This window comes from Enterovirga rhinocerotis (assembly GCF_004363955.1).
Lineage (GTDB): Bacteria > Pseudomonadota > Alphaproteobacteria > Rhizobiales > Beijerinckiaceae > Enterovirga > Enterovirga rhinocerotis.
In genome coordinates, this window is record NZ_SNZR01000011.1 from 1,468,720 (window position 1) to 1,487,804 (window position 19,085).

A 19,085-nucleotide genomic window follows, 5' to 3' on the forward strand; every position below is an offset into this window, starting at 1 on the left:
GCGTCACAACTCCCAACAATCTCGTCGAATGCGAGCAGATCCGACCCGAGTGAGCCGATCCCGCCGGACACACAGGCGCATGTCGCCCAAGGCGTGTGCTGGCGGGCCGAAGCCGAGGATACAGGGAACCATGGCTCCGGCCCCCTCCAGAATCGAGCGATAGAACGTCCGATAGTGCATGGACACCACAGCGGCATTCGATGGGCGCCCTGGCCCAGCTCAATCGCCGCGTGCTTTGCGTGCCAAGTCGCTGAGGGCCTCGAAAGCCGCATCAAAGCGCCCCTCGGCTTCGGCGGAGCGCAGGAGACGTGCTCGGGGTACGACGATCTCCTGGGGCGTCGGCTGCTGATTGAACAGGGCCATCACCTCGTCGATGAACTCCCCTAGCGGCTGGTAGCCGGCGCGGGTTTCCTGTCCCGGCGTGAGACCGGTCTGCACGCCAGGCGGCGCCAGTTCGATGACCTCGACCTTGCCCTTCAGCGCCTCGCGCAGCGACAGCGTGTAGGAGTGGATCGCGGCCTTGGTCGCGTTGTAGGTCGGGGTGGTGAACATCGGCACGAAAGCGAGACCCGAACTGACATTGACGATCGCGGCATCGGGCTGGGCGACAAGATGGTCTACCAGAGAGTTGGTCATGCGGATCGGGCCGAGCAGATTGGTGGCGATGGTCGTCTCGGCATCGGCGAGGTCGCGACGGCTCTCCAGCCGCTCCGATCGCATGATGCCGGCATTGTTGACGACGATATTCAGCGCAGGGAACTTCGCGACGATCTCCTGCGCGAATGCGTCGATCGCTACGGCGCTCTCGATGTCGAGCGTCATCGCATGCATGCTAGCCCGCCCTTCGCAGGCGTGATCCAGCGCGTCTTTTCGGCGGCCGGCCACGATCACGGCATTGCCTTCATCGTGGAAACGCTGCGCCAACGCGGCGCCGATGCCCGAGCCACCGCCGGTCATGAGGATGGTGTTGCCGGAGGGTTTCATTAAGAAAACTCCATCATTCGTGACGATCCTTAACTCATCCACGGAATGCGTGATAGAAAGTAGGAACGCAAAAGATTTATTCCACCAGAAAGAAATTTATTTATAAATATTCAGCTTCGATTTATTAGGATGGTGAGCATGGCGAGTTGCGCTTCACCAATCTTGCGCGAAATGTCCCCGGCATCGGCCAGAAGATACTGACGCAGGCCCTCATGGCAGCCAATACACCTCTTTCGCCGTCGGACGCTGCCGTGAAGCCGGCTTTCCATGGGATCGATCGGTCACGCTTACGGAAACGCCATGTCCAAGCGCTTGTTTGCTACCCTGGAATGCGAACTCCTCGCCCGCGCCGCTTCGCCTCTCAACGCGAGGTCAGGATGACTGTCTTCAGCTACATGGAGGGCTAGTACAGTCCAGGATAGCGACACTCCACCCAGAGCTACCTGTTTCCGATCGCCTACGAGATGACGATACAGCCTGAGAGCTGACACCCAACCCCGTCACTATCCACGGAACGGGGTCAACTCCAACTCCGCTCTCCCTGGCTCCAACTCGCGGCGGCAGGAGCCCGGATTCAACGCAAAATCGACCGGACCTAACCTTCGTGCTCGAGAAATCCGTCGTACCAGTAGCTCAGCATCCTCTCGTGGAGATCGCTGTCGATTTGGATGATCGACCGCCCTGAGGCAACCAGGTCGGCTGTAACGTCCGATGGATCGGCATAGGTGAAAGAATGAAGGATGAGCAGGGTCAACGCTCTGCGGCATTCGACATCGAGCCGGCGCGTAGCGACGGCCGTTAGGAACTCGGCTATGCGCGCGCCATCAGCCAGCTCAATCTCCTAATCCTGTTCACGACCATGAGCAGGCAGATCGAACAGCGAATTGATTGCCCGCACAGCATCTGCCGTCGGGCCACGTGTCCCGTCTCATGGAAAAGACTTATCGCGGCGTGTGATTGAATGGGAGGCCGGATCCCGAGAGGTGTCCCCGTGACCGCGAGCGCACGGCGCCACGACTAACTGGACGTTTACGAGTCTGCCAAGCTATCCAGTAACGCTGTAAAATGCCAACCCTATACAAAACAAAAGCACGACAAAGCCAAGATCAAAAAACCCACGCATCCTCAAGATGCGAACTCGATCACGCAAATCTATACCACCGATTATTTTGTCAGGATCCCAGCTAACTCGAAAAGTTATGTGGCGAAATATTGTCCATCTACTAATTTTTACAGCGATTAATGATTCTGTTATTCGTACTAAGCAATATGTCCATAGGGCGCCCCCAAGTGAAATTGCCGCAAAAAAGAGCAGGCCGATGACGTACTCACGGGAGTTCACCCTAATGTCCCCTTCGCCTTGAGCTACTCGGTCATGATGCGCGGATCAGCTCCGACCGGCTCGGCCTATCTGAATGATAGTTGCTGCGGCATCCAGGGGTCCGAGGACAGGCCGATGCCGGAGCATGGCGGAAGGGGTGTCTTTCGCACAATTGACCTAACGATTTGATCTCGCGTCGATAATGGTTTTCCGCCTGCCCATAACCCACGCATTCACCCACGCATTTCCGACCGCCTTGCGCGGGCGAAAGGGGAGGGCGGCGCGAAGTCCGCCTTCCATTATCGGCATCCGCAGACGTCTGATTAGCCGGGTGGAGACGCTGGGATGTCGGCCGGGCGTCGGTCAACGTCGACCGAGCGCGGCCAGTCATGCTGATGCTCGGATCGGGATCTTTGCTGTCATGGCGGAACACGGGCGAGAGGTTGATCATCGTCACAACGGCTCATGCACCGTCGCCGAGCACAGCGGCTGATCTCTTCCGCTTCTCGGCCGAGTTTTATCGCGCCGATGACCCGGTCAGGCTCACGATCGTGACGCCGCAAGGTCGCGTAGCATTCGACCTCGACGCGAGGGTTCAGGACGTCAGCAGGAAGCGCGACATCGCTCAGTTTCGGGAGCGGTGTGCAACGTGGTGGACGCCCTGACGGGCGGCCAATCGGACGCGAAGTGGCGATCATCGAACAGGCGCCGTTGGTTGTTGCTCAGCGCTTACGAGGTCAGCAACCCACATGCTGGGGGAGCACTGCGCACAGAACGATACGACGGCGATCGTGATCGGAACACCGATAAAGGCTCCGAATATCCCCCACAGGTAGGCCCACAGGAACACCGAAGCGAGGACGATGATCGGGGAGATGGCAAGCGCGCTCCCCGAGACGCGCGGCTCCACGTAACTGCCCACGACGAACTGGATCATGCTCAGGCAGATGAAGGTCAGCACGATCGCCTCCCATGATCCGAACTGCGTGACAGCGAAGAGAGTCGGCAGCAGCGTCGCGATCAACGGTCCGATCATGGGGATGTAATTGAGCGCGAAGGCAATAAGGCCCCACTCCTCCGCGAGAGGCAGCCCTGCGATCCGCGCGAAGGCCCAGACGAAGATACCGGTCATGATGCTCATCGCCGTCCGCACCAGCATGTAGCGCCGCAGCTTCCAAGCAGTCGCCGATAAGCCTCCGCGCAGAACCTGCGCGACTTCGCGGTTGCGCAGGTGTTCGACCTTGCGGGCGAAGGCCTCGACCTCGAGGAGGCCGAGGACCACATAGACCATCGCGACGAGCCAGAACGATACGGTGGTGTTAACGCGGTTCGTCACCGAATTCACCACGCCCAGGATCCAGCTCACGCTGAAATTGTCGGTCCAAATCCCCGAAACGGCGATTCCATGACCCTCAAGCCAAGTCGTGATCTGGTCGTAGATTACCTGGAAGCGGGCGGCATCGTTGATGAACCAGCGGCCCACGCGTCCGAGGGCCCAGCCGATGAGAGAGCCGAAGGCCGAAACTACGACGATGATGACGGCGAGGGTGATGAACAGGGCGACCAGACGCGGGACGCTCGCCTGGAGCCGGCGCTGCATCGGCCAGACGACAGCCATGATGACGAGGGCAAGAGCCAAGGGCGCAAAGAATGAACTCGCGACCGTCAGCGCGGCGACCGCCACGGTGATGGCGATGACGATCTGTGCGGTGCCTATCAGCCGACTGTCATGCATCGGAAACTCGTGGCTTCAGGGACGTAGCATACCCGAATCCAAAGAGCTCGATCATGGCTCCGGAATCTCTCCGAGGCGGTAATCGGGCAGCCGGCCTGCAGGCAGGATCGCCAGCAGCGCAAGGCCCGCCTTGTTGCTGCTCGTCATCGCTCATCCGTCCGCCCCTAGCCTTGGCCTATCACACCTCCGAGCCTCAAAAAATAGAAGCCGAGAGCGAAGGCTCCAGCCGTAAGCATAAAGTAGAACGAAGCAGCGAACAGGATCGCTACCGCTCCGCCCAGCGCTGCAAGTCCTCGCGTCAGTTGATCGTTCACGAGTTCCTCCTAGCCCTTACCAAGCTCTCGCTCTCGCCCTCACCCGATCCCGCCCGCATCGAAGCTCCCATCGGAGATCTGTACACCAAAGGTGAAGCCCTCCCCCGTGCTCGCCCATCCCCTGGTCCATGCTGATATCCCGCCGGGCGAACTGGCGAGCCCGGGGGATCACCAGCCCGAACCGAGGCTGCATCGCGGCGTTGGCCTCGCCGGAGGTCACACGCATGGCAACGCAAGGTTACGGCAATCAGGACACGGCGCCTCCGAACGCGGCTCCGTCGCGGTCGCAGGACAAGCCCGGCTCGGACGAGGTGACGGGGCGCAAGGATCCGCCTTCCCGGAAAGAGGAGAGGGATGAGGTCAACACGCCCGGCGATGGCGCTGGACCGGCGCGGACGCCTGACGAGGAGGCCGATCCAGGTGTGGGTTGAGCAGCCGAGATCGCGACCTTCCGCAGGCGACAGCTGGCGAGGCCGGCGGCCTTGCTCCTGCTGTCATCGCTTCCCATATCGCTCGGATCGCCAGGGTGATCGCCCCGAGGGGCTTGAGCACCGGCGGCAGTTTCATCGCCCATCCCGGCACATGGTCGGGCGCACGATCGAGACGCAGAGGCGCCTGCCCGAGAGATCGGAGCGGGCGTTTCGCGGGTACGGCTCATCAGTCGTCCTTCGTACGGTTCGCCGAAATCAGGCCGATCGATCAAATTCAACGGCATTGGACGATGGCCTTTTTAACCGGCGGTGCTGACATGGGTCGGCACTTGTGAGGCGGCCACCTTCGTGGGCGGAAGGCAGAACGACATGGGCTCGATACGGTATACGGCAGGAGGTGATTATGACCCTGCCTCTGATGTGGGAGTAGTTGCCGCAATACCGCTCAGCGCTGATTACTTCTGGGTCCTAAGAGATGTGTCTTCCCGTGCGCCATGGGGGTACGTAGCTTTCCAAGGAGGCGCAAATTATATTCTCGGTGCGCTGCCAGACCACGGTTATGTGTTCTACGAATCCGGCGGACTGTCTTTCGACTTCTCTGACAACAATCGCTATGTCGACATTCTGGGGGGAGACTTCGGCGACATCCTGACCGGTGGGTTTGGCAACGATCGTCTGAACGGCGGCCTTGGCGCTGACACGATGACAGGCGGCGCCGGCAACGACATCTTCGTCATCGACAATGTCGGCGACGTCGTCGTGGAACTCGCGAGCGAAGGCATCGACCAGGTCCGCACGACGCTCGATAACTATGTCCTCGGCGCCAACGTCGAGAACCTGTTCCTGATGGGCACGGCCGATCTCAGCGGCTCCGGCAATACCTTGGATAACGTCCTTCAGGGCAATGGCGGCGCCAACACCCTATGGGGCGGCGCGGGCAACGACAGGCTCGACGGGCGGGCCGGCGCCGACACCCTCATCGGCGGTACGGGCGACGACACCTACTACATCGACGATCTCGGCGACGTGATCGTCGAGGAGGCCGGCGAGGGCTACGACACCGCCATGCTGGGCGTCGACGGCTACGTCCTCGCCTATAGCGTCTCGGTCGAGCGGCTGATCCTGCGCGACGGCGTCACCACCGCGACCGGCAACAACCTCGACAACGTCCTTCAGGGCAACGGGGACGACAACGTCCTCTTCGGCGGGGGCGGCCGCGACACGCTCCGCGGCGGGGCCGGCAACGACACGCTGATCGGCGGCGCGGGCATCGACAGCCTGTATGGCGGAGCGGGCGCGGACACCTTCGTGCTCACCGCGACGACGCCGGACCGCGACATGATCCGCGACTTCGTCGCGGCCGAGGACATGATCGAGATCAGCGCCTCGCTCTTCGGCGGCGGGCTGATCGCGGGCGACGAGCTCACGGACCAGCAGTTCGTGCTGAGCACCACCGGCCGGGCGACCTCGGCGACGGATCGGTTCCTGTACGTCGAAAGCAAGGGGCATCTCTATTACGACGCCGACGGCTCCGGCCGGGACGAAGCCCCGCAGCTCATCGCCGTCCTCACCACCACCCCCCCTCACCGCGACGCATTTCGACATCGTCATCTGAGCGGGAAGCGGCTGTCGGCCTTCCAAGCCGCGGCTCCCTGGCTTCCTGCTCCTGGCCTTCGTGCTGGACCCATGGTCGCGCCGGATCGTCGGCTGGGCCTTCTCGGCCGACCTGAAGGCCCGCGTCGTGCTGGACGCCCTCGTCATGGCGCTCGCGGCCCGCAAGCCGCGGAACGTCATCCATCGCTCCGACCAGGGCTCGCAAGGCAGATTCAAGCGGTCGTCGCAACACTCTGGCGTAGGGGGGTGTGATGCACTTTCGGTGTGGATGGAGCCCGAGAATGCGCGGATCGCCCTCTTGCTCGCGAGACTGAACCGAAGGAGCGGGGGCGACGTATCTTCTGAGCAAGTTCGGAGGACGCTATGCGCTTCGTCGCCAGCTACGTCGCCTTTTTGATTGCATTTGGCGTGTGCGACGCCGTGTGGCTCACCCAGATGGGCTCGCGCCTTTATCGGCCGGCGCTCGGAGACATCCTGTTGGATGCCCCGCGCCTCGCCCCGGCGGCCTTGTTCTATTTCGGGTTCTCGCTCGCGGTCGTCTATTTCGCCGTGATGCCGGCCGTGCGGGAAGGCAACGCGTCGTCCGCGCTCGTCAACGGCGCGCTGATCGGGCTCCTCGCCTACGCGACTTACGACCTCACCAACTACGCGACGCTCCGCGCCTGGACGCTGACGATTACCCTCGCGGACCTCGCCTATGGCACGATCGCTGTCGGGATCTGCAGCTGGCTCGCCTATGTCGCGGCGACGCGGCTCGCGTCCTGGGGCTGGATCTGAGCGGCGACCGCGGCACGGTTCAAGCCGGGCGCAGCCGGTAGTGCTTCACCGCCCAGGCCGAGCCGCCCGAATGGCCGAACAGGCCGCTGGTCGCCAGGAAGAACAGGCGCCAGCGCCGCCGCCAGATCGGCGCAGCCTGTCCGTAGACCTCGCGGAGGATCGGCTCGATCTCGTCGATGCCGCGATCGAAATTGGCCAGCCAATCCTCGGCGGTGCGCCGGTAATGGTCCCCGCTCCACAGCCATTCCTCCTCGACCCGGAAGAGGTCGGGGAATTCGTGGGCTAGGGTTTGGCTCGGCATCAGGCCGCCGGTGAAGAAGTGCTGGGCGATCCAGTCATCCTTGTCGGCCGCCTCGAAACGATAGCAGCCCTTGGAATGCGCGAAGACATGGAGGAAGAGACGGCCGTCCGGCGTCAGCCAGCCTCGGGCGCGCTCCAGCAGGGCGCGCCAATTCGCCATGTGTTCGAACATCTCGACGGAGACGATGCGCTCGAACCGGTCCGATGTCTCGAAATCGTTCATATCCGCGGTCAAGACGTCGAGATTGCCGAGGCCGGCCCGTCGCGCCTTCTCCTCAATGAAGGCCTTCTGCGAACGCGAATTCGAGACGCTGACGATCCTGGCCGCGGGGTAGTGCCTGGCCATCCAGAGGGAGAGCGAGCCCCAGCCGCAGCCGAGTTCCAGGATGCGCTGCCCATCGGCAAGTCCCGCATGTTCGGCAGTGAGCGCCAGGGCTCGCTCCTCGGCCGCTGCGAGGTCATCATCGGCCCGTTCGTAGTAGCAGCAGGAGTACTTCCGGTTCGGGCCGAGGACCCGCTCGAAGAACGCCGCTGGCACCTCGTAGTGCTGGGTGTTGGCGGCATCGGTGTCGTGCGCGATCGGCCTGCCCGTCATGTCTCGCGCGAAGGTCGCCGAATCGATGGGGCTCGCCACGAGCGCGCGGTCGGTTCGGGCGACGAGCGCGCCGATCACGTAACGGCTCACGGCGTCCGGCACCGGAAGCGCCTCTCCCCAGCCCGAGAGCTTGCTGATGATCGTCATGGATTCAGCCTTTCGGCGGGAAGGGAACGAAGGCGCTCGTGCGCTGCTGATATCTGCGGTAGGCGTCCCCGTGCTTGGCGAGCATGTGCTCCTCCAAAGGCGGAATTCCCGAGATGCGCGTCAGCAGGAGCGTCATCGAGATCGGTGCCAGGATTGCGAGCCAACCCCACGGATAGGATGCGGCCACCGCGATGAACGCGTAGGCACTCCACAGGACGCATTCGAAGAAGTAGTTCGGGTGTCGGGACCAGGCCCAAACTCCGCGATCACAGACCCCGCCCCGTCGCGCACGCGCGAAGGCACGGAGTTGCCCATCCGCGACAGATCCCCCGGCAAACCCGGCGAAGAACACGGCGACGCCGATCAGGTCCTGCCAGCCGAGCCATGGCGAGGGATTATGCGCCGCGAGCACGATCCCGAGGGCGAGAGGTAAGCTCGCCAGCGCCTGCATCTGCAGCAGACGGGCGAGTTTAGCCCGCGCGCTGTCTCCCCAATCGCGTTTCAGCCTGGCATAGCGCGGATCCTCGGCGATGCCGCGCGTGCGCCGAGCGACATGCGAGCCGAGCCGCGCGGCCCAGGCGATCGCGAGCGCTGCGACGAGCATCCGGCGCGACATCGGACCGACTCCGAAAGGCAGGAGCGCGCCGATGGCGCCGGTTGTGCCGAGGCCGAAGGTCCAGATCACGTCGATCCAGCCGGAATTGCCGGTGCGTCGCTCGACGAGCGTCGCCGAGGCCATCACCGCAGACATCGCGAACCCCGCATAGAGGACGATGGCTACGAATGAAACGAGCGTCATAAGCGAACCAGAGGCTGCAGGATCCGGCCGAGCCAACCCTGGAACAGGACTTCGCCCGTGACGGCGGAGATGCAGGTGCACCCTTCGACCGGGTCGACGCGCGGCGTGTGGACGTGCTCCTCGCCCGCCTCATCGAAATCGCCGGTCGCGAACCGGCCGTGATCATGCTCGAAAGCGCCCGACAGGATCGTCGTCCATTCAAGCCCGCTATGCTTGTGGTGCGGCAGCGAGACGCCCGGCGCCGCCCGCAGCATGAACACCCGTGCCTCCGCGCCGGGCACATCGACGCGACGCATGGCGATGCGGAACCCGATCTTCCGCCACGGCCCGATGACGTATGGCCGCAAGACCCTCGGCAAGCCCCGCTCGGGCGCCGCGGCGGGTCTCCCGCTGTCCGCAATTCCCCGAGACGCAAGCGGCAGGACGCCGAACGTTCCGCTCATCGCGGCGGGCTCCGCCGCTTCGAGAAGCGCTCCTTGCACGGCTTCGAGATCGCGTAGCCGCTGCCGACTCACGGGATCGATTTCGAGGTGGATCGCGACGACGAGTGCGAGGCCCTCGTCGAGCGTGCCGGCTGCAAAGGCCGCGAGAGCCTCGTCGGACGGGCGATGCACGATGCTCATCGCAGATCCTCCAGCCTTCCTCGCAGATGCGCCATGGCGAGGCGCAGGCGGGATTTGACGGTTCCGAGGGGGATCGAGAGACGGCTCGCAACCTCCTGGTGGCTGCAACCCTGCAGAAACGCGAGTTCGACGACCCGCAATTGATCCACGGAGAGTTCGCTGACGGCCGATCGGACCAGGGCGTCGCGCTCGGCGCCGTACAGCAGGTCGTCAGGCCGCTCGGGCTCGTCCTCGTCCAGGATCTCATAGACCTGAGACAATCGCAGGCGCGTATCGCGACGAGCGATGTCGATCCGCCGATTGCGGGCGATGCTGGCGATCCAGGTCGCGGCGCTCGCCTTCGCCGGATCGAACAGGGAAGCCTTTCGCCAAACGGTCAGCATGGTTTCCTGCGCCACCTCCTCGGCGAGTTCCGGCGGCGCTCCACTCCTCAAGAGCAGCCCTTTCAAGCGGGGCGCAAAATGGTCGAACAGCTTCGCGAACGCATCCCGGTCGCCCGAGCGCGCGATCGCATCGATCAGTGCATTGGGATCGAACAAGGCGACGACCCGGCCTCCATGCGCCCCCGCCATCTCCGTGCGGGTCAAGGCGAGCGCCGCAACCATAGCCTAGATACGGAGCCCCGACGCAGTTGGATCAGCACGCATCATCGAATGGCTCGCCAACTGACGTCCCGGCACACCATCTTTCCGAGAATGCAGCCGCGGGATTGGAGCGCGCCATCGCTCGCCCGAATTGTTATCGAATAGGAGAGATTTCGCTTCTGATCGAAGGCGAAGCCCGAGAAGGTTCCGTCGGCCCCGCGCGAGAGGGTCATCACCAGCCTGTCGCCGACGGCTTCACCCGAGCTTGTATCCTTCACCCACAGGTTGCTCGCGCAGACCTTGTCGCCGCAGGGTGCGATGAGGACGCGCGCATTGCCGTCTCCCCGCATCCAGGTGCCCTCGATCCCGGCCGCCGTCGCGGTCGAGGCGGCCAGCATGCCGGCGATCACGAGGACCGATCGACGCTTCGTCATGATCTCGTCTCCTCACTGTCGTGGCGATTTACGCTGCCACGAGCCTCGCGGATCTCCTCGTCGTGTTCGCTTGCGTTCGCGAAGAGGAGCGAGATCATGACGGTCAGGCCGGCCGCACTGAGGAAGTTCAGCCGCCGCAGGGCCGCGTATTCCTGCTCCGTGTAGGCATGGAGCGGTGCCGGGAAGGCGCTATCCGACAGGACATGGACCGCGAAAGCGACGGCCGCGAAGGCGAAGCCGATGCGCTCCCGGCGTCGGAAGAGCAGTACGCTCAGCATGAGGCAGGGGAAAAGGAAGACCCCGACCCCGGATTGCGGACCGAACACGACGAGACAAAGGACGGTGTTGCCAATGCCGGCCACCAGCAGGACGACGCGTCCGAGCAGCGTGCTGCGCTTCATCACGGTCGGCACGATCGCGAAGAAGGGCGTCGAGAGGAACGTCACCAAGGACGGCAAGACGGCAGGGGAGACGGCCCAGCGGAAATAGAGGGGATAGAAGGGCTGGTTGAAGGCCACGATGAGCGCGACCTTGGCGGCGATTTCCGCGCGCGGATCGCTGTTCACGGTGTAGTCCTTGAGCGCCGCCATCCAGCGTCGGATCGAATCCATCGCTCCTGTCCTCCGAAGCCGTCGTCTCCCAAGCCTCCTACGAGTCTCGCGCGGCTTCGGCTCACCCTCGACCGCGTTTTTGATGGAGCCCACAAATCCAGCGTCGAGGCCGCCTCGTATATCCCTCCGGATCGAACGGAGAGCGCGGCGTGCAGTCAGGGCTTGGTGCGAGACAGAGGATCGCCGTGATCGGCGGCGGGATTTCCGGTCTCTCGGCGGCTTGGCTTCTCGGTAAGGCTCATGACGTCGTGCTGTTCGAGGCTGCCCAACGCCTCGGCGGACATGCCAACACGGTCGATGTCTCGGGTGGCGATGGCGCGAAGATCGCGGTCGATACCGGCTTCATCGTCTATAACGAGGCGACCTATCCGAATTTTGTCGCCCTGATGGAGCATCTCGGCGTCGAGACGCGACCGACCGAGATGTCGTTTGCGGTGTCGCTCGACGGCGGTCAGCTCGAGTACAGCGGAACCAGCATCTCGGGCCTCTTCGCGCAGCGCCGGAACCTCGTCAGCCCGCGCTTCTGGTCGATGCTGCAGGACATCGCGCGCTTCTATCGCTCGGCAACGAAGGATGCGGCTGGGGCCGGCACGGCCTCCGCGTCGCTTGGAGATTATCTCGACGCGGGCAATTTCGGGCCGGCGTTTCGCGACGATCACCTGCTGCCGATGGCAGCCGCGATCTGGTCCGCTCCATGTTCCGAAATCCTCTCCTATCCGGCCCAGGCGTTCCTCCAGTTCCATCACAACCACGGGCTTCTGCAATTGACGAACCGGCCCGTCTGGCGGACCATCGTCGGTGGCAGTCGGACCTATGTCGAGCGTCTGGCTTCCGCCTTCGCAGGCGAGAGGCGGGTCGCCGCCCCCGTCCGTCGGGTCCGACGCGATCCTGGCGAGGTCGTCCTCCAGGGCGACGGTTGGAGCGAGCGCTTCGATGCTGTGGTCTTCGCAACGCATGCCGATGACGCGCTGGCGATGTTGGGCGATGCAAGCCCCCGGGAAGCGCGTCTGCTCGGCGCCTTCCGGTACAGCCGCAATCGTGCCGTGCTGCATCGGGATGCCGCGCTGATGCCCCGCCGGCGCCGAGCCTGGGCCAGCTGGAACCACATCGGTCATCGGAACCGCCCCGACGAGCCGTGTCCCGTGACCTATTGGATGAACCGCCTTCAGGGGCTCGACGACGACCGGAGCGTGTTCGTCACCCTCAACCCGCCCGCCGATCTCCGGGACGATGTCGTCATCCGGGAAGAGAGCTACCAGCACCCGTTATTCGATGCCGCCGCGTTGTCGGCTCAGGCGGACCTTTGGTCGCTGCAGGGCGCAAGGCGGAGCTGGTTCTGCGGTGCCTATTTCGGCGCGGGCTTCCACGAGGATGGCTTGCAATCGGGCCTTGCCGTCGCGGAAGCGCTCGGCAATGTCCGGCGACCGTGGAACGTCGCCGTCGAATCCGGCCGTATCCCGGTGGCCGTGCCGCTGGAGCAGGCGGCATGAGCGGCCATTCCGCCCTCTATGTCGGAAGGGTGAAGCACCATCGCTTCCGCCCGAGGCCTCATTCCCTGGCATACCGGGTCTATTGGACGCTGCTCGATCTCGACGAGATCGACGAGCTGGCGTCCGGACTGCGCTTCTTCTCGCGGAGCCGGTTCAATCTCTACAGCTTCCGAGACGCGGATTACGGCGACCGCACCGGGCGGCCACTTAAGCCGCAGATCGAGGCAATCCTCGCGGATTCCGGGATCGACTGCGAGGGCGGCCCGATCCGTCTCCTGACCATGCCGCGCGTCCTCGGCTACGCCTTCAATCCAATCAGCACCTATTTCTGCCACCGACCGGACGGCTCGCTCCACGCGACGGTCTACGAGGTGCACAATACCTTCGGCGAGATCCACACCTATGTGGCGCCGGCCGCGCCCGACGCTGCCGTGCAACGGCAGACGGTCGGCAAGGCGTTTCACGTCTCGCCCTTCATGGGGTTGGCGATGAATTACCGGTTCAGCGTGGTTCCGCCCGGCGAGCGTGTGTCGATGTCCATCGAAGGACATGACGACGAGGGCCGTCTCATCGTCGCGTCGTTGAACGGCCAACGCGCTCCGTTGAGCGATTCAGCGCTTCTGCGGCTTCTCGTGAGCCATCCTCTCGTGACGCTGAAAGTCACCGCGGCCATTCACTGGCACGCCCTGCGGCTCCTCGCGAAGCGCATCCCGTTCTGGCCCCACCCAGCGCCTCCGAAGCGGTCGGTGAGCCTCGGGGCTACGGTGGCGGCAGCCGCCGAGGGAGCGCGGCGATCATGATGATTCCCGAAACGGATCATCCCGTTGCGGACTCCGTCGCCCCGGCGAGGCGGGAGGGCGCGATGTCGCGCTGGCTTCTCCGTCGCGTCCTGTCCTGCGTCGCAATCGGCCGACTGACCGTCGTGACGCCGGGCGGCGAGCATCTTTCTGCGGGCCCCGCCAGCGCCGGGCTTCAGGCCGTGCTGATCCTCAAGAGCTGGCGCGCCGTGCGGCGCCTCCTGCTGGACGGCGACATCGGGCTCGCCGAGGCGTATCGCGACGGCGACATCGACACGCCCGACCTCACGGCCCTCATCGAACTTCTGGCGCGCAACGCCGCGACATTGCGCCAGCATTTCTCCGGCGCCCTGCCGGCTCGCATGATCAATCGCTTCCGCCATCTGCTGAACGCGAATACGCGCGCGGGCAGCAGCCGGAACATCATGGCGCATTACGACCTCGGCAATGCCTTCTATGCTCGCTGGCTGGACGAGCAGATGGTCTATTCCTCGGCGCTGTACGACACATCCGCCGAAACACTCGAGAGCGCCCAGCAGCGCAAGCTCGACCGCATTGTCGATATGCTGGGTCTAACCGGCCGCGAGCACGTCCTCGAGATCGGCTGCGGCTGGGGGGCTCTGACGGCCAGGCTGGCGCGCGAGGGCTGCCGCGTCACGGCCGTGACCCTGTCGCCTGCGCAGCTTGCGGTCGCGCGCGAGCGCGCCGCACGGGAGGGGCTGGCCGATCGCGTCGACATACAGCTCAGGGACTACCGCGACATCGCAGGTGAGTTCGACCGTATCGTATCGATCGAGATGATCGAGGCGGTCGGGCGAGCCTATTGGCCATCCTATTTCGGGACGTTGGCACGCTCGCTCAGGCCGGGCGGCCGGGCCGTTCTGCAATCGATCACGATCGACGAACGGTTCTTCGAATCGTATCAGCGGGGCACAGACTTCATTCAACGTCACATCTTCCCCGGCGGGTGTTTGCCTTCGGTCACTGCGATCGAACGGGAGGCGGCGCGGGCGGCCCTCCGCGTCGAGGACCGCTTTGATTTCGGCGCGAGCTACGCCCTCACGTTGCGCGAATGGCGCCATCGCTTCGTGCAGAACTGGGGCGAGATTCTGAAGCTCGGCTTCGACGAGCCGTTCCGGCGCTTGTGGGAGTTCTATCTCTGCTACTGCGAGGCAGGTTTTCGAGCCACGACAATCAACGTCCGCTTGTTGACGTTGCGCCACAGCGAACTCCGGTTGTCGTAAAGGCGTCGCATGCATCAGGAGGAGCACGCGGAGCCAGGGGCTGGATGAGCCGACCGCGAGAATGCCCGGCAGGCATTGACCCGCCGCGATAAAACCATCCGATTTGCGGGTGGTATTAATTGATCCTATCCGATTTCCGGGCTAGATTTCGATCATCGGAAGCGGGACGGTCATGGCAGGCTGTTCGCCATCGGCAAGGTCTCGATCAGGGTCTACGCCAACGACCACCTGCCGCTCCGCTTCCATACGTCGACGACGAGGCGCTGGTGACCTCGCCAGCCTCGCGGTGTTGCGGGGCACGGTGCCCAGCAAGGCCGCCATGGCGTGGGCTGCCGAGAACCTCGGCCTCATCCGCGCCGAGTGGAACCGCATCAATCCCGCTTCCCGATCGCATAGGAGAGCAGCATGGACACCAAGCCTCCCGGAATCCAGGCGGTCGAGACCGTTCCCGGCGGAAAGGTCCTCACCGTGACCTGGAGGAACATCGTGTGGCCGGACGGCGGCAAGAGGAAGGCCGTGGACCTCGACGGCTGGATCGCGACCGGCGGCGAGATCCTCGCCCCCCTTAACCGGCGGGAGGTCTTCGAGCGCGCTGCGGTCGGCGAGCATGGCGCATCCGTCACCTGGGACGCGGGGGAAGGCGATCTGTCGATCGACGCCTTCCACCTCGAGCAGATCACGCGCGAGCAGTTGCCGTTCGGGGCCGAAGAGATCGCAGCGTGGCAGGCCGCCCTCGGGATTTCGAACAGCGAGGCGGCCGGCCTGCTCGGCATCAGGACCTCGACCTGGGCGACGTACAAGGCGGGCACGGCCACCATGCCCCACGCGATGCGGCTCCTCTGCCGGAGCACCCTGCGGGACCCCCTGACTCTGCACGCCTGGCTGCATCCCGCCCGCCCGGCCGGGCGGCCGAGGCGCGACGCTGCATAGGCCAGGAGCTCGACAGACGTGCGCGGCCAGATAGGATGCACGAGACGCCGCGCCCTACGGGCGAGTGACGTCCTCGGTCCAAGGCCGCCAAGCCTGCCATCCTATTGCGTCGGCAGATCGGATCGGTGGAGTAGGAACTCGACTAACGGCTATGTCGGACCATACTGATCCCACCAACAATGAAGTTGGTAATGCTTGGATGGTCTACATCCTGAATGAGGTTCAGGTAAACTGGCCGAGCCCCATTAACATCGGGGTGAAGCATGTAAGATCCAGCACCGGCTTGTCGCTAGGCGATGAGCAGAAGGACCTCGTTGCGTTCTCTGGTCTCGTGAATTGGCTGATGCATGAGAAATTAATTCGATATCAGGGGGCGACTTTTGGCAGTGACTTTCTGATGGTCGCGCTTGCCGCGCCGGGCTGGGCAGTGCTCGGGACGAAGTCGCCGTCTGAGCCTGAGAAGACCATAGGCCAGCGCGTAAAGGACACCGCGACGGATATTGCGACGTCCGCGGCAGAGGAAGGCGCAAAACATATGGCGAAAGAGGCGGCGTCCGTTGCAGGTGACCTGCTGGGGACCTTCGTCGGCGCCTATAGCAGATCGGCAGCCGGAACGATGACCGTCTGATGCGGCTCGTGTCGGAGCGAGGCGGTGTCGGGGCGAGGCGGATGAAAGCGACGCTACGGCGCGCCGCTCGGGCAGTCCAATTGGCAGGCCCCCTGACTCTCGCAATGCTGACGGGGTCAGCCGCGGCAGATTTTGCTGACGCTGCAAAGGTGGCAGCTGCCCCCCGTCCCTTCATCGGCAGAACGATCGTTTTTCAGGGCGCGCAATGCGCCGATACCGTGAGGGGCCATTTCCGCTGCCTCATCGGCAGAGGCTCGAGATCGATCCGGATCGAGGCTTCATCCCTCGGGCCCACCACATCCGACGAGATCGCCGAGAAGCTGATTGGCCCGTGCAAGGGCGAGGACAAGCTCGCCTCGGCCTCGTGTCGCTTCACGATCGAGATCACCGTGACCAGTGCCGTGTCAGCACAAGCTGGCGCAAAGTTCGGCGAGCCTTGGACGCATCTGTTCTCGAATTCGATCGAGATGCGGTGACGGCACTCGACGCGCCGGCGCTCACACGCCGACGAGCGCCAGGAAGTCGCTCTCGCCGATAATCCGGATCGTGGAGCCCTTCGCGATCATCGCCTCGGCCTTCCGATGCTTCGAGCTCTTTCCCGTCGTTCCGACGACGCGGATGTCCTGATCGCCGACAACGAGGATCGTCGTTTCCCTCGTCACGCCGTCGTGGACGTCGCAGCCGGCCGCGGCGGCCATCGCGGCGGCGTCAATCCGGAGCATCGAGAGCCGCCCGGTGAAGACGACGGCTTCGGCGGCGAGGGGTCCGGCAGGATCCCCGTTCGTCGCCGCGCGTCCGTTCGCCCGATCAAGATCGATCGGCTGCTCGACCCGCGTGAACCACGCCTCAAGATCCATGCCGGTCTCGGAGATTGCCCGGAGGAGGATCAGACCAGCAGCGCGGGCGTCTTCGCGAGCATCGTGATGCGCGAAGCCGATGCCGAACTGATCGGCGAGCGGCCGGAGGCCGTACCCGCTGCGAGCGACGTGCGACCAAGCCCGCCGAGCCACCCGGGCGCTGTCGAGCCAACGGCATTCGAGTGACGGCCCTCCATGGCGCTCCGCTGCTCGCTGGATTGCCACGCGATCGAAATGCGTGTGGTGGATAACGACGCTGCCGGCGAGGGCCCGGCACATCACCGGCAGGACCTCGGCCATGGCGGGCGCGCCCTTGACCATCTCGGGCCGGATCCCGTGAATGCCGACATTCAGCATATCGAACCGGTCCTGCGGATCGACGAGAAAATGCATCGCGCCGACCATCTGACCGGCTGCGAAACGGCAAAGGCCGATCGCGCAGATGCTTGCCATGTCGGCGTTGGCGGTCTCGACATCCACCGAAATGAAGTCCACGCGCCGCCCCTCCCGATTTTTCAGGAGACGTTACAGAGGTATGAGCGCGCCGCAAGATGCAACGAGGGCTGCCGCCTTCCGAACGTCGGAATGATCGTCCATCATGCCGCCGGGCCAGAGAGCGGCGTGAATGACCAAGTGGCAGCCCTTGTTCTTTTCGATGCTGTTTGCGATCGCGATAGCGTTCGTGCTCAACTCGCTTCCGCCTTGGGTCTGCCCCGTCCCCGACGCGCTTCTGCCTCCGAATCCGACGTCGCCAAGCGACAAGCCTTCGTCGCCTCTTCAGCCCGTTTGCCTCGAATTCTGGTTCAACCGTTATCAAACCTCAGTCGGCGGTCTCTTCACCCTCGCCGCTGCGGCCGTTGCGTTCTACGCGGTATGACGGCAGATCGCGCAGTCTGACAGGATCGAAGCGAAAAGGACCGAGCAGGAATCTCTTGCTGCTCGCGCTTCATGCGCTCGGCCGGGACGGTCCACACCTTCCCCTCGAGGTCCACTTCTGACCAAGGCAGTTCCGTCACCTCGCTTGTCCTCGCGGCGGTGAGGATCGGGAATTCGAGGGCGCGGGCCGCGACGCCTGTGCGTGTCCGGAGCGCAACCAAGAAGGCCGGAACGTCCGGATAGGGGAGGGCGCGATGATGCCCGCGCTGGAGCTTCTTCCGGCGCGGGAGGCGCTGATCGAGATGCCCGCGCCACCGGGCCGGGTTTTCGCCCGAACGAAGCCCCTTCGCCTTCGCCGCGTCGAGGATCCGCTCGATTCGGCCGCGGACCCGCGAAGCGGTCTCGCTCTTCGTCGACCAGATCGGTTTCAGCACGTCGAGCACGTCGTCGGTCGAGACCTCAGCGATGGGCTTCGATCTCAGGGACGCCGCATAGGCCTTCAACGTCGACGTCCACTGTGCGGCGCGCTTCTCGTTCCGAAAGCCGGCAGCGAGTGTCGGCACGAGCTCGTCAGCGAAGTCGCCGAATGTGACGGAGGGCCGCGCCTCAGCCTCGGCCTTCCGCTTCGCCTCAATAGGGTCGCCGCCGGCAGCCAGAAGCGCGCGCGCCTCGTCGCGGCGCCGGCGGGCATCGGCGAGGCCCACAGCTGGATAGCCGCCGAATCCGGCCTCGCGCTCCCGGCTGCGTAGCCGATACCGAAACAGCCAGCGCCGAGCGCCGCTCGCATCGATCACGAGATGGAGGCCACCGCCGTCTGCGAGTCGGCCCGGTCCCGCTGCCGATTTGACGGCTCGATCGTTCAGCTTGTTCAGAACGCGGGCCATGTCTCCGCCATACCCCCCACATTTACCCCCGCACTTCGCGTAGATTGCAGCGGACCCTCGCGCACATTCGCAACCGAACTATGCGCCGAAGATACTGTTTTCAGGGAGAT

Annotated in this window: 18 protein-coding genes and 2 pseudogenes; 10 read left to right on the forward strand and 10 right to left on the reverse strand. The window is 64.3% G+C overall.

Features of this window, described 5'->3' with window-relative positions; all coding sequences use genetic code 11:
* Positions 1–219 precede the first annotated feature (219 nt).
* Positions 220–984 carry an SDR family oxidoreductase gene (locus EV668_RS07620; protein ID WP_133769177.1) on the reverse strand — a complete coding sequence of 255 codons (765 nt, stop codon included), beginning with the start codon at positions 982–984 and terminating at the stop codon, positions 220–222.
* 214 nt (positions 985–1,198) lie between these two features.
* Here EV668_RS07620 and EV668_RS25230 point away from each other — a divergent pair.
* A pseudogene (locus EV668_RS25230) lies at positions 1,199–1,388 on the forward strand (IS3-like element ISMxa1 family transposase); the annotation flags it as partial.
* 1,611 nt (positions 1,389–2,999) lie between these two features.
* Here the strand turns inward: EV668_RS25230 and EV668_RS07625 are convergent.
* Entirely contained in the window at positions 3,000–4,040 is a 1,041-nt protein-coding gene (locus EV668_RS07625) for an AI-2E family transporter (protein WP_133769178.1), read from the reverse strand.
* A gap of 1,114 nt (positions 4,041–5,154) precedes the next feature.
* On the opposite strand from EV668_RS07625, the pseudogene EV668_RS25565 reads away from it, so the two are divergent.
* From EV668_RS25565 to EV668_RS07640, 3 genes and pseudogenes are all read left to right on the forward strand, one after another.
* Positions 5,155–6,081 (forward strand): annotated as a pseudogene (locus EV668_RS25565) (calcium-binding protein); the annotation flags it as partial.
* A 379-nt stretch (positions 6,082–6,460) separates the two neighbouring features.
* On the forward strand, positions 6,461–6,796 hold the full coding sequence (locus tag EV668_RS25735; protein ID WP_425359590.1) for a hypothetical protein: 336 nt from the start codon (positions 6,461–6,463) through the stop codon (positions 6,794–6,796).
* Positions 6,763–7,176 (forward strand): DUF2177 family protein, encoded by a 414-nt coding sequence (locus EV668_RS07640; RefSeq protein WP_133769180.1) that lies wholly within the window; start codon positions 6,763–6,765, stop codon positions 7,174–7,176. The genes EV668_RS25735 and EV668_RS07640 overlap by 34 nt, the downstream gene beginning before the upstream one ends.
* Positions 7,177–7,195: 19 nt before the next feature.
* On the opposite strand, the gene EV668_RS07645 is transcribed toward EV668_RS07640, so the two are convergent.
* Genes EV668_RS07645 through EV668_RS07670 form a run of 6 tightly spaced genes read right to left on the reverse strand, consistent with a single transcriptional unit; the run spans position 7,196 to position 11,269 of the window.
* Positions 7,196–8,218, reverse strand: coding sequence for an SAM-dependent methyltransferase (locus tag EV668_RS07645; RefSeq protein ID WP_133769181.1), 1,023 nt, complete (start codon positions 8,216–8,218; stop codon positions 7,196–7,198).
* Positions 8,219–8,222: 4 nt separating this feature from the next.
* A complete protein-coding gene (locus tag EV668_RS07650; protein ID WP_133769182.1) occupies positions 8,223–9,017 on the reverse strand; it encodes a DUF1295 domain-containing protein in 795 nt (264 codons plus the stop codon).
* Positions 9,014–9,640 carry a ChrR family anti-sigma-E factor gene (locus EV668_RS07655; RefSeq protein ID WP_133769183.1) on the reverse strand — a complete coding sequence of 209 codons (627 nt, stop codon included), beginning with the start codon at positions 9,638–9,640 and terminating at the stop codon, positions 9,014–9,016. Before EV668_RS07655 ends, EV668_RS07650 begins: the two co-directional genes overlap by 4 nt.
* The gene (locus EV668_RS07660) at positions 9,637–10,227 is read right to left on the reverse strand and encodes a sigma-70 family RNA polymerase sigma factor (protein ID WP_245512920.1); all 591 of its coding nucleotides are present in this window, start codon (positions 10,225–10,227) and stop codon (positions 9,637–9,639) included. Before EV668_RS07660 ends, EV668_RS07655 begins: the two co-directional genes overlap by 4 nt.
* A gap of 59 nt (positions 10,228–10,286) precedes the next feature.
* Complete coding sequence (locus tag EV668_RS07665) at positions 10,287–10,658, reverse strand: DUF2147 domain-containing protein (protein WP_133769184.1); 372 nt, start codon at positions 10,656–10,658, stop codon at positions 10,287–10,289.
* A complete protein-coding gene (locus EV668_RS07670) occupies positions 10,655–11,269 on the reverse strand; it encodes a hypothetical protein (protein ID WP_133769185.1) in 615 nt (204 codons plus the stop codon). The genes EV668_RS07665 and EV668_RS07670 overlap by 4 nt, the downstream gene beginning before the upstream one ends.
* 149 nt (positions 11,270–11,418) lie before the next feature.
* On the opposite strand from EV668_RS07670, the gene EV668_RS07675 reads away from it, so the two are divergent.
* From EV668_RS07675 to EV668_RS07700, 6 genes are all read left to right on the forward strand, one after another.
* A complete protein-coding gene (locus tag EV668_RS07675; RefSeq protein ID WP_133769186.1) occupies positions 11,419–12,759 on the forward strand; it encodes an NAD(P)/FAD-dependent oxidoreductase in 1,341 nt (446 codons plus the stop codon).
* Positions 12,756–13,559: a DUF1365 domain-containing protein gene (locus EV668_RS07680; protein ID WP_133769187.1), complete on the forward strand. Its 804-nt coding sequence runs from the start codon at positions 12,756–12,758 to the stop codon at positions 13,557–13,559. The genes EV668_RS07675 and EV668_RS07680 overlap by 4 nt, the downstream gene beginning before the upstream one ends.
* Positions 13,559–14,800, forward strand: coding sequence for a class I SAM-dependent methyltransferase (locus EV668_RS07685; protein ID WP_133770058.1), 1,242 nt, complete (start codon positions 13,559–13,561; stop codon positions 14,798–14,800). Before EV668_RS07680 ends, EV668_RS07685 begins: the two co-directional genes overlap by 1 nt.
* A gap of 405 nt (positions 14,801–15,205) precedes the next feature.
* Positions 15,206–15,730, forward strand: coding sequence for a hypothetical protein (locus tag EV668_RS07690; protein ID WP_133769188.1), 525 nt, complete (start codon positions 15,206–15,208; stop codon positions 15,728–15,730).
* A gap of 199 nt (positions 15,731–15,929) precedes the next feature.
* Positions 15,930–16,358 carry a hypothetical protein gene (locus EV668_RS07695; protein ID WP_133769189.1) on the forward strand — a complete coding sequence of 143 codons (429 nt, stop codon included), beginning with the start codon at positions 15,930–15,932 and terminating at the stop codon, positions 16,356–16,358.
* Positions 16,359–16,462: 104 nt separating this feature from the next.
* Positions 16,463–16,834 carry a hypothetical protein gene (locus EV668_RS07700; RefSeq protein WP_133769190.1) on the forward strand — a complete coding sequence of 124 codons (372 nt, stop codon included), beginning with the start codon at positions 16,463–16,465 and terminating at the stop codon, positions 16,832–16,834.
* A gap of 21 nt (positions 16,835–16,855) precedes the next feature.
* On the opposite strand, the gene EV668_RS07705 is transcribed toward EV668_RS07700, so the two are convergent.
* Positions 16,856–17,710: an exonuclease domain-containing protein gene (locus EV668_RS07705; RefSeq protein WP_133769191.1), complete on the reverse strand. Its 855-nt coding sequence runs from the start codon at positions 17,708–17,710 to the stop codon at positions 16,856–16,858.
* A gap of 341 nt (positions 17,711–18,051) precedes the next feature.
* Positions 18,052–18,975: a tyrosine-type recombinase/integrase gene (locus EV668_RS07710; RefSeq protein WP_133769192.1), complete on the reverse strand. Its 924-nt coding sequence runs from the start codon at positions 18,973–18,975 to the stop codon at positions 18,052–18,054.
* Between the last annotated feature and the right edge of the window lie 110 nt (positions 18,976–19,085).

Excerpts from the sequence above, each read along its gene's own strand:
- EV668_RS07620 (WP_133769177.1), bottom strand. The coding sequence starts at position 984 with ATGAAACCCTCCGGCAACACCATCCTCATGACCGGCGGTGGCTCGGGC.
- EV668_RS07625 (WP_133769178.1), bottom strand. The coding sequence starts at position 4,040 with ATGCATGACAGTCGGCTGATAGGCACCGCACAGATCGTCATCGCCATC.
- EV668_RS07640 (WP_133769180.1), top strand. The coding sequence starts at position 6,763 with ATGCGCTTCGTCGCCAGCTACGTCGCCTTTTTGATTGCATTTGGCGTG.
- EV668_RS07645 (WP_133769181.1), bottom strand. The coding sequence starts at position 8,218 with ATGACGATCATCAGCAAGCTCTCGGGCTGGGGAGAGGCGCTTCCGGTG.
- EV668_RS07650 (WP_133769182.1), bottom strand. The coding sequence starts at position 9,017 with ATGACGCTCGTTTCATTCGTAGCCATCGTCCTCTATGCGGGGTTCGCG.
- EV668_RS07655 (WP_133769183.1), bottom strand. The coding sequence starts at position 9,640 with ATGAGCATCGTGCATCGCCCGTCCGACGAGGCTCTCGCGGCCTTTGCA.
- EV668_RS07665 (WP_133769184.1), bottom strand. The coding sequence starts at position 10,658 with ATGACGAAGCGTCGATCGGTCCTCGTGATCGCCGGCATGCTGGCCGCC.
- EV668_RS07670 (WP_133769185.1), bottom strand. The coding sequence starts at position 11,269 with ATGGATTCGATCCGACGCTGGATGGCGGCGCTCAAGGACTACACCGTG.
- EV668_RS07680 (WP_133769187.1), top strand. The coding sequence starts at position 12,756 with ATGAGCGGCCATTCCGCCCTCTATGTCGGAAGGGTGAAGCACCATCGC.
- EV668_RS07685 (WP_133770058.1), top strand. The coding sequence starts at position 13,559 with ATGATTCCCGAAACGGATCATCCCGTTGCGGACTCCGTCGCCCCGGCG.
- EV668_RS07690 (WP_133769188.1), top strand. The coding sequence starts at position 15,206 with ATGGACACCAAGCCTCCCGGAATCCAGGCGGTCGAGACCGTTCCCGGC.
- EV668_RS07695 (WP_133769189.1), top strand. The coding sequence starts at position 15,930 with ATGGTCTACATCCTGAATGAGGTTCAGGTAAACTGGCCGAGCCCCATT.
- EV668_RS07700 (WP_133769190.1), top strand. The coding sequence starts at position 16,463 with ATGCTGACGGGGTCAGCCGCGGCAGATTTTGCTGACGCTGCAAAGGTG.
- EV668_RS07710 (WP_133769192.1), bottom strand. The coding sequence starts at position 18,975 with ATGGCCCGCGTTCTGAACAAGCTGAACGATCGAGCCGTCAAATCGGCA.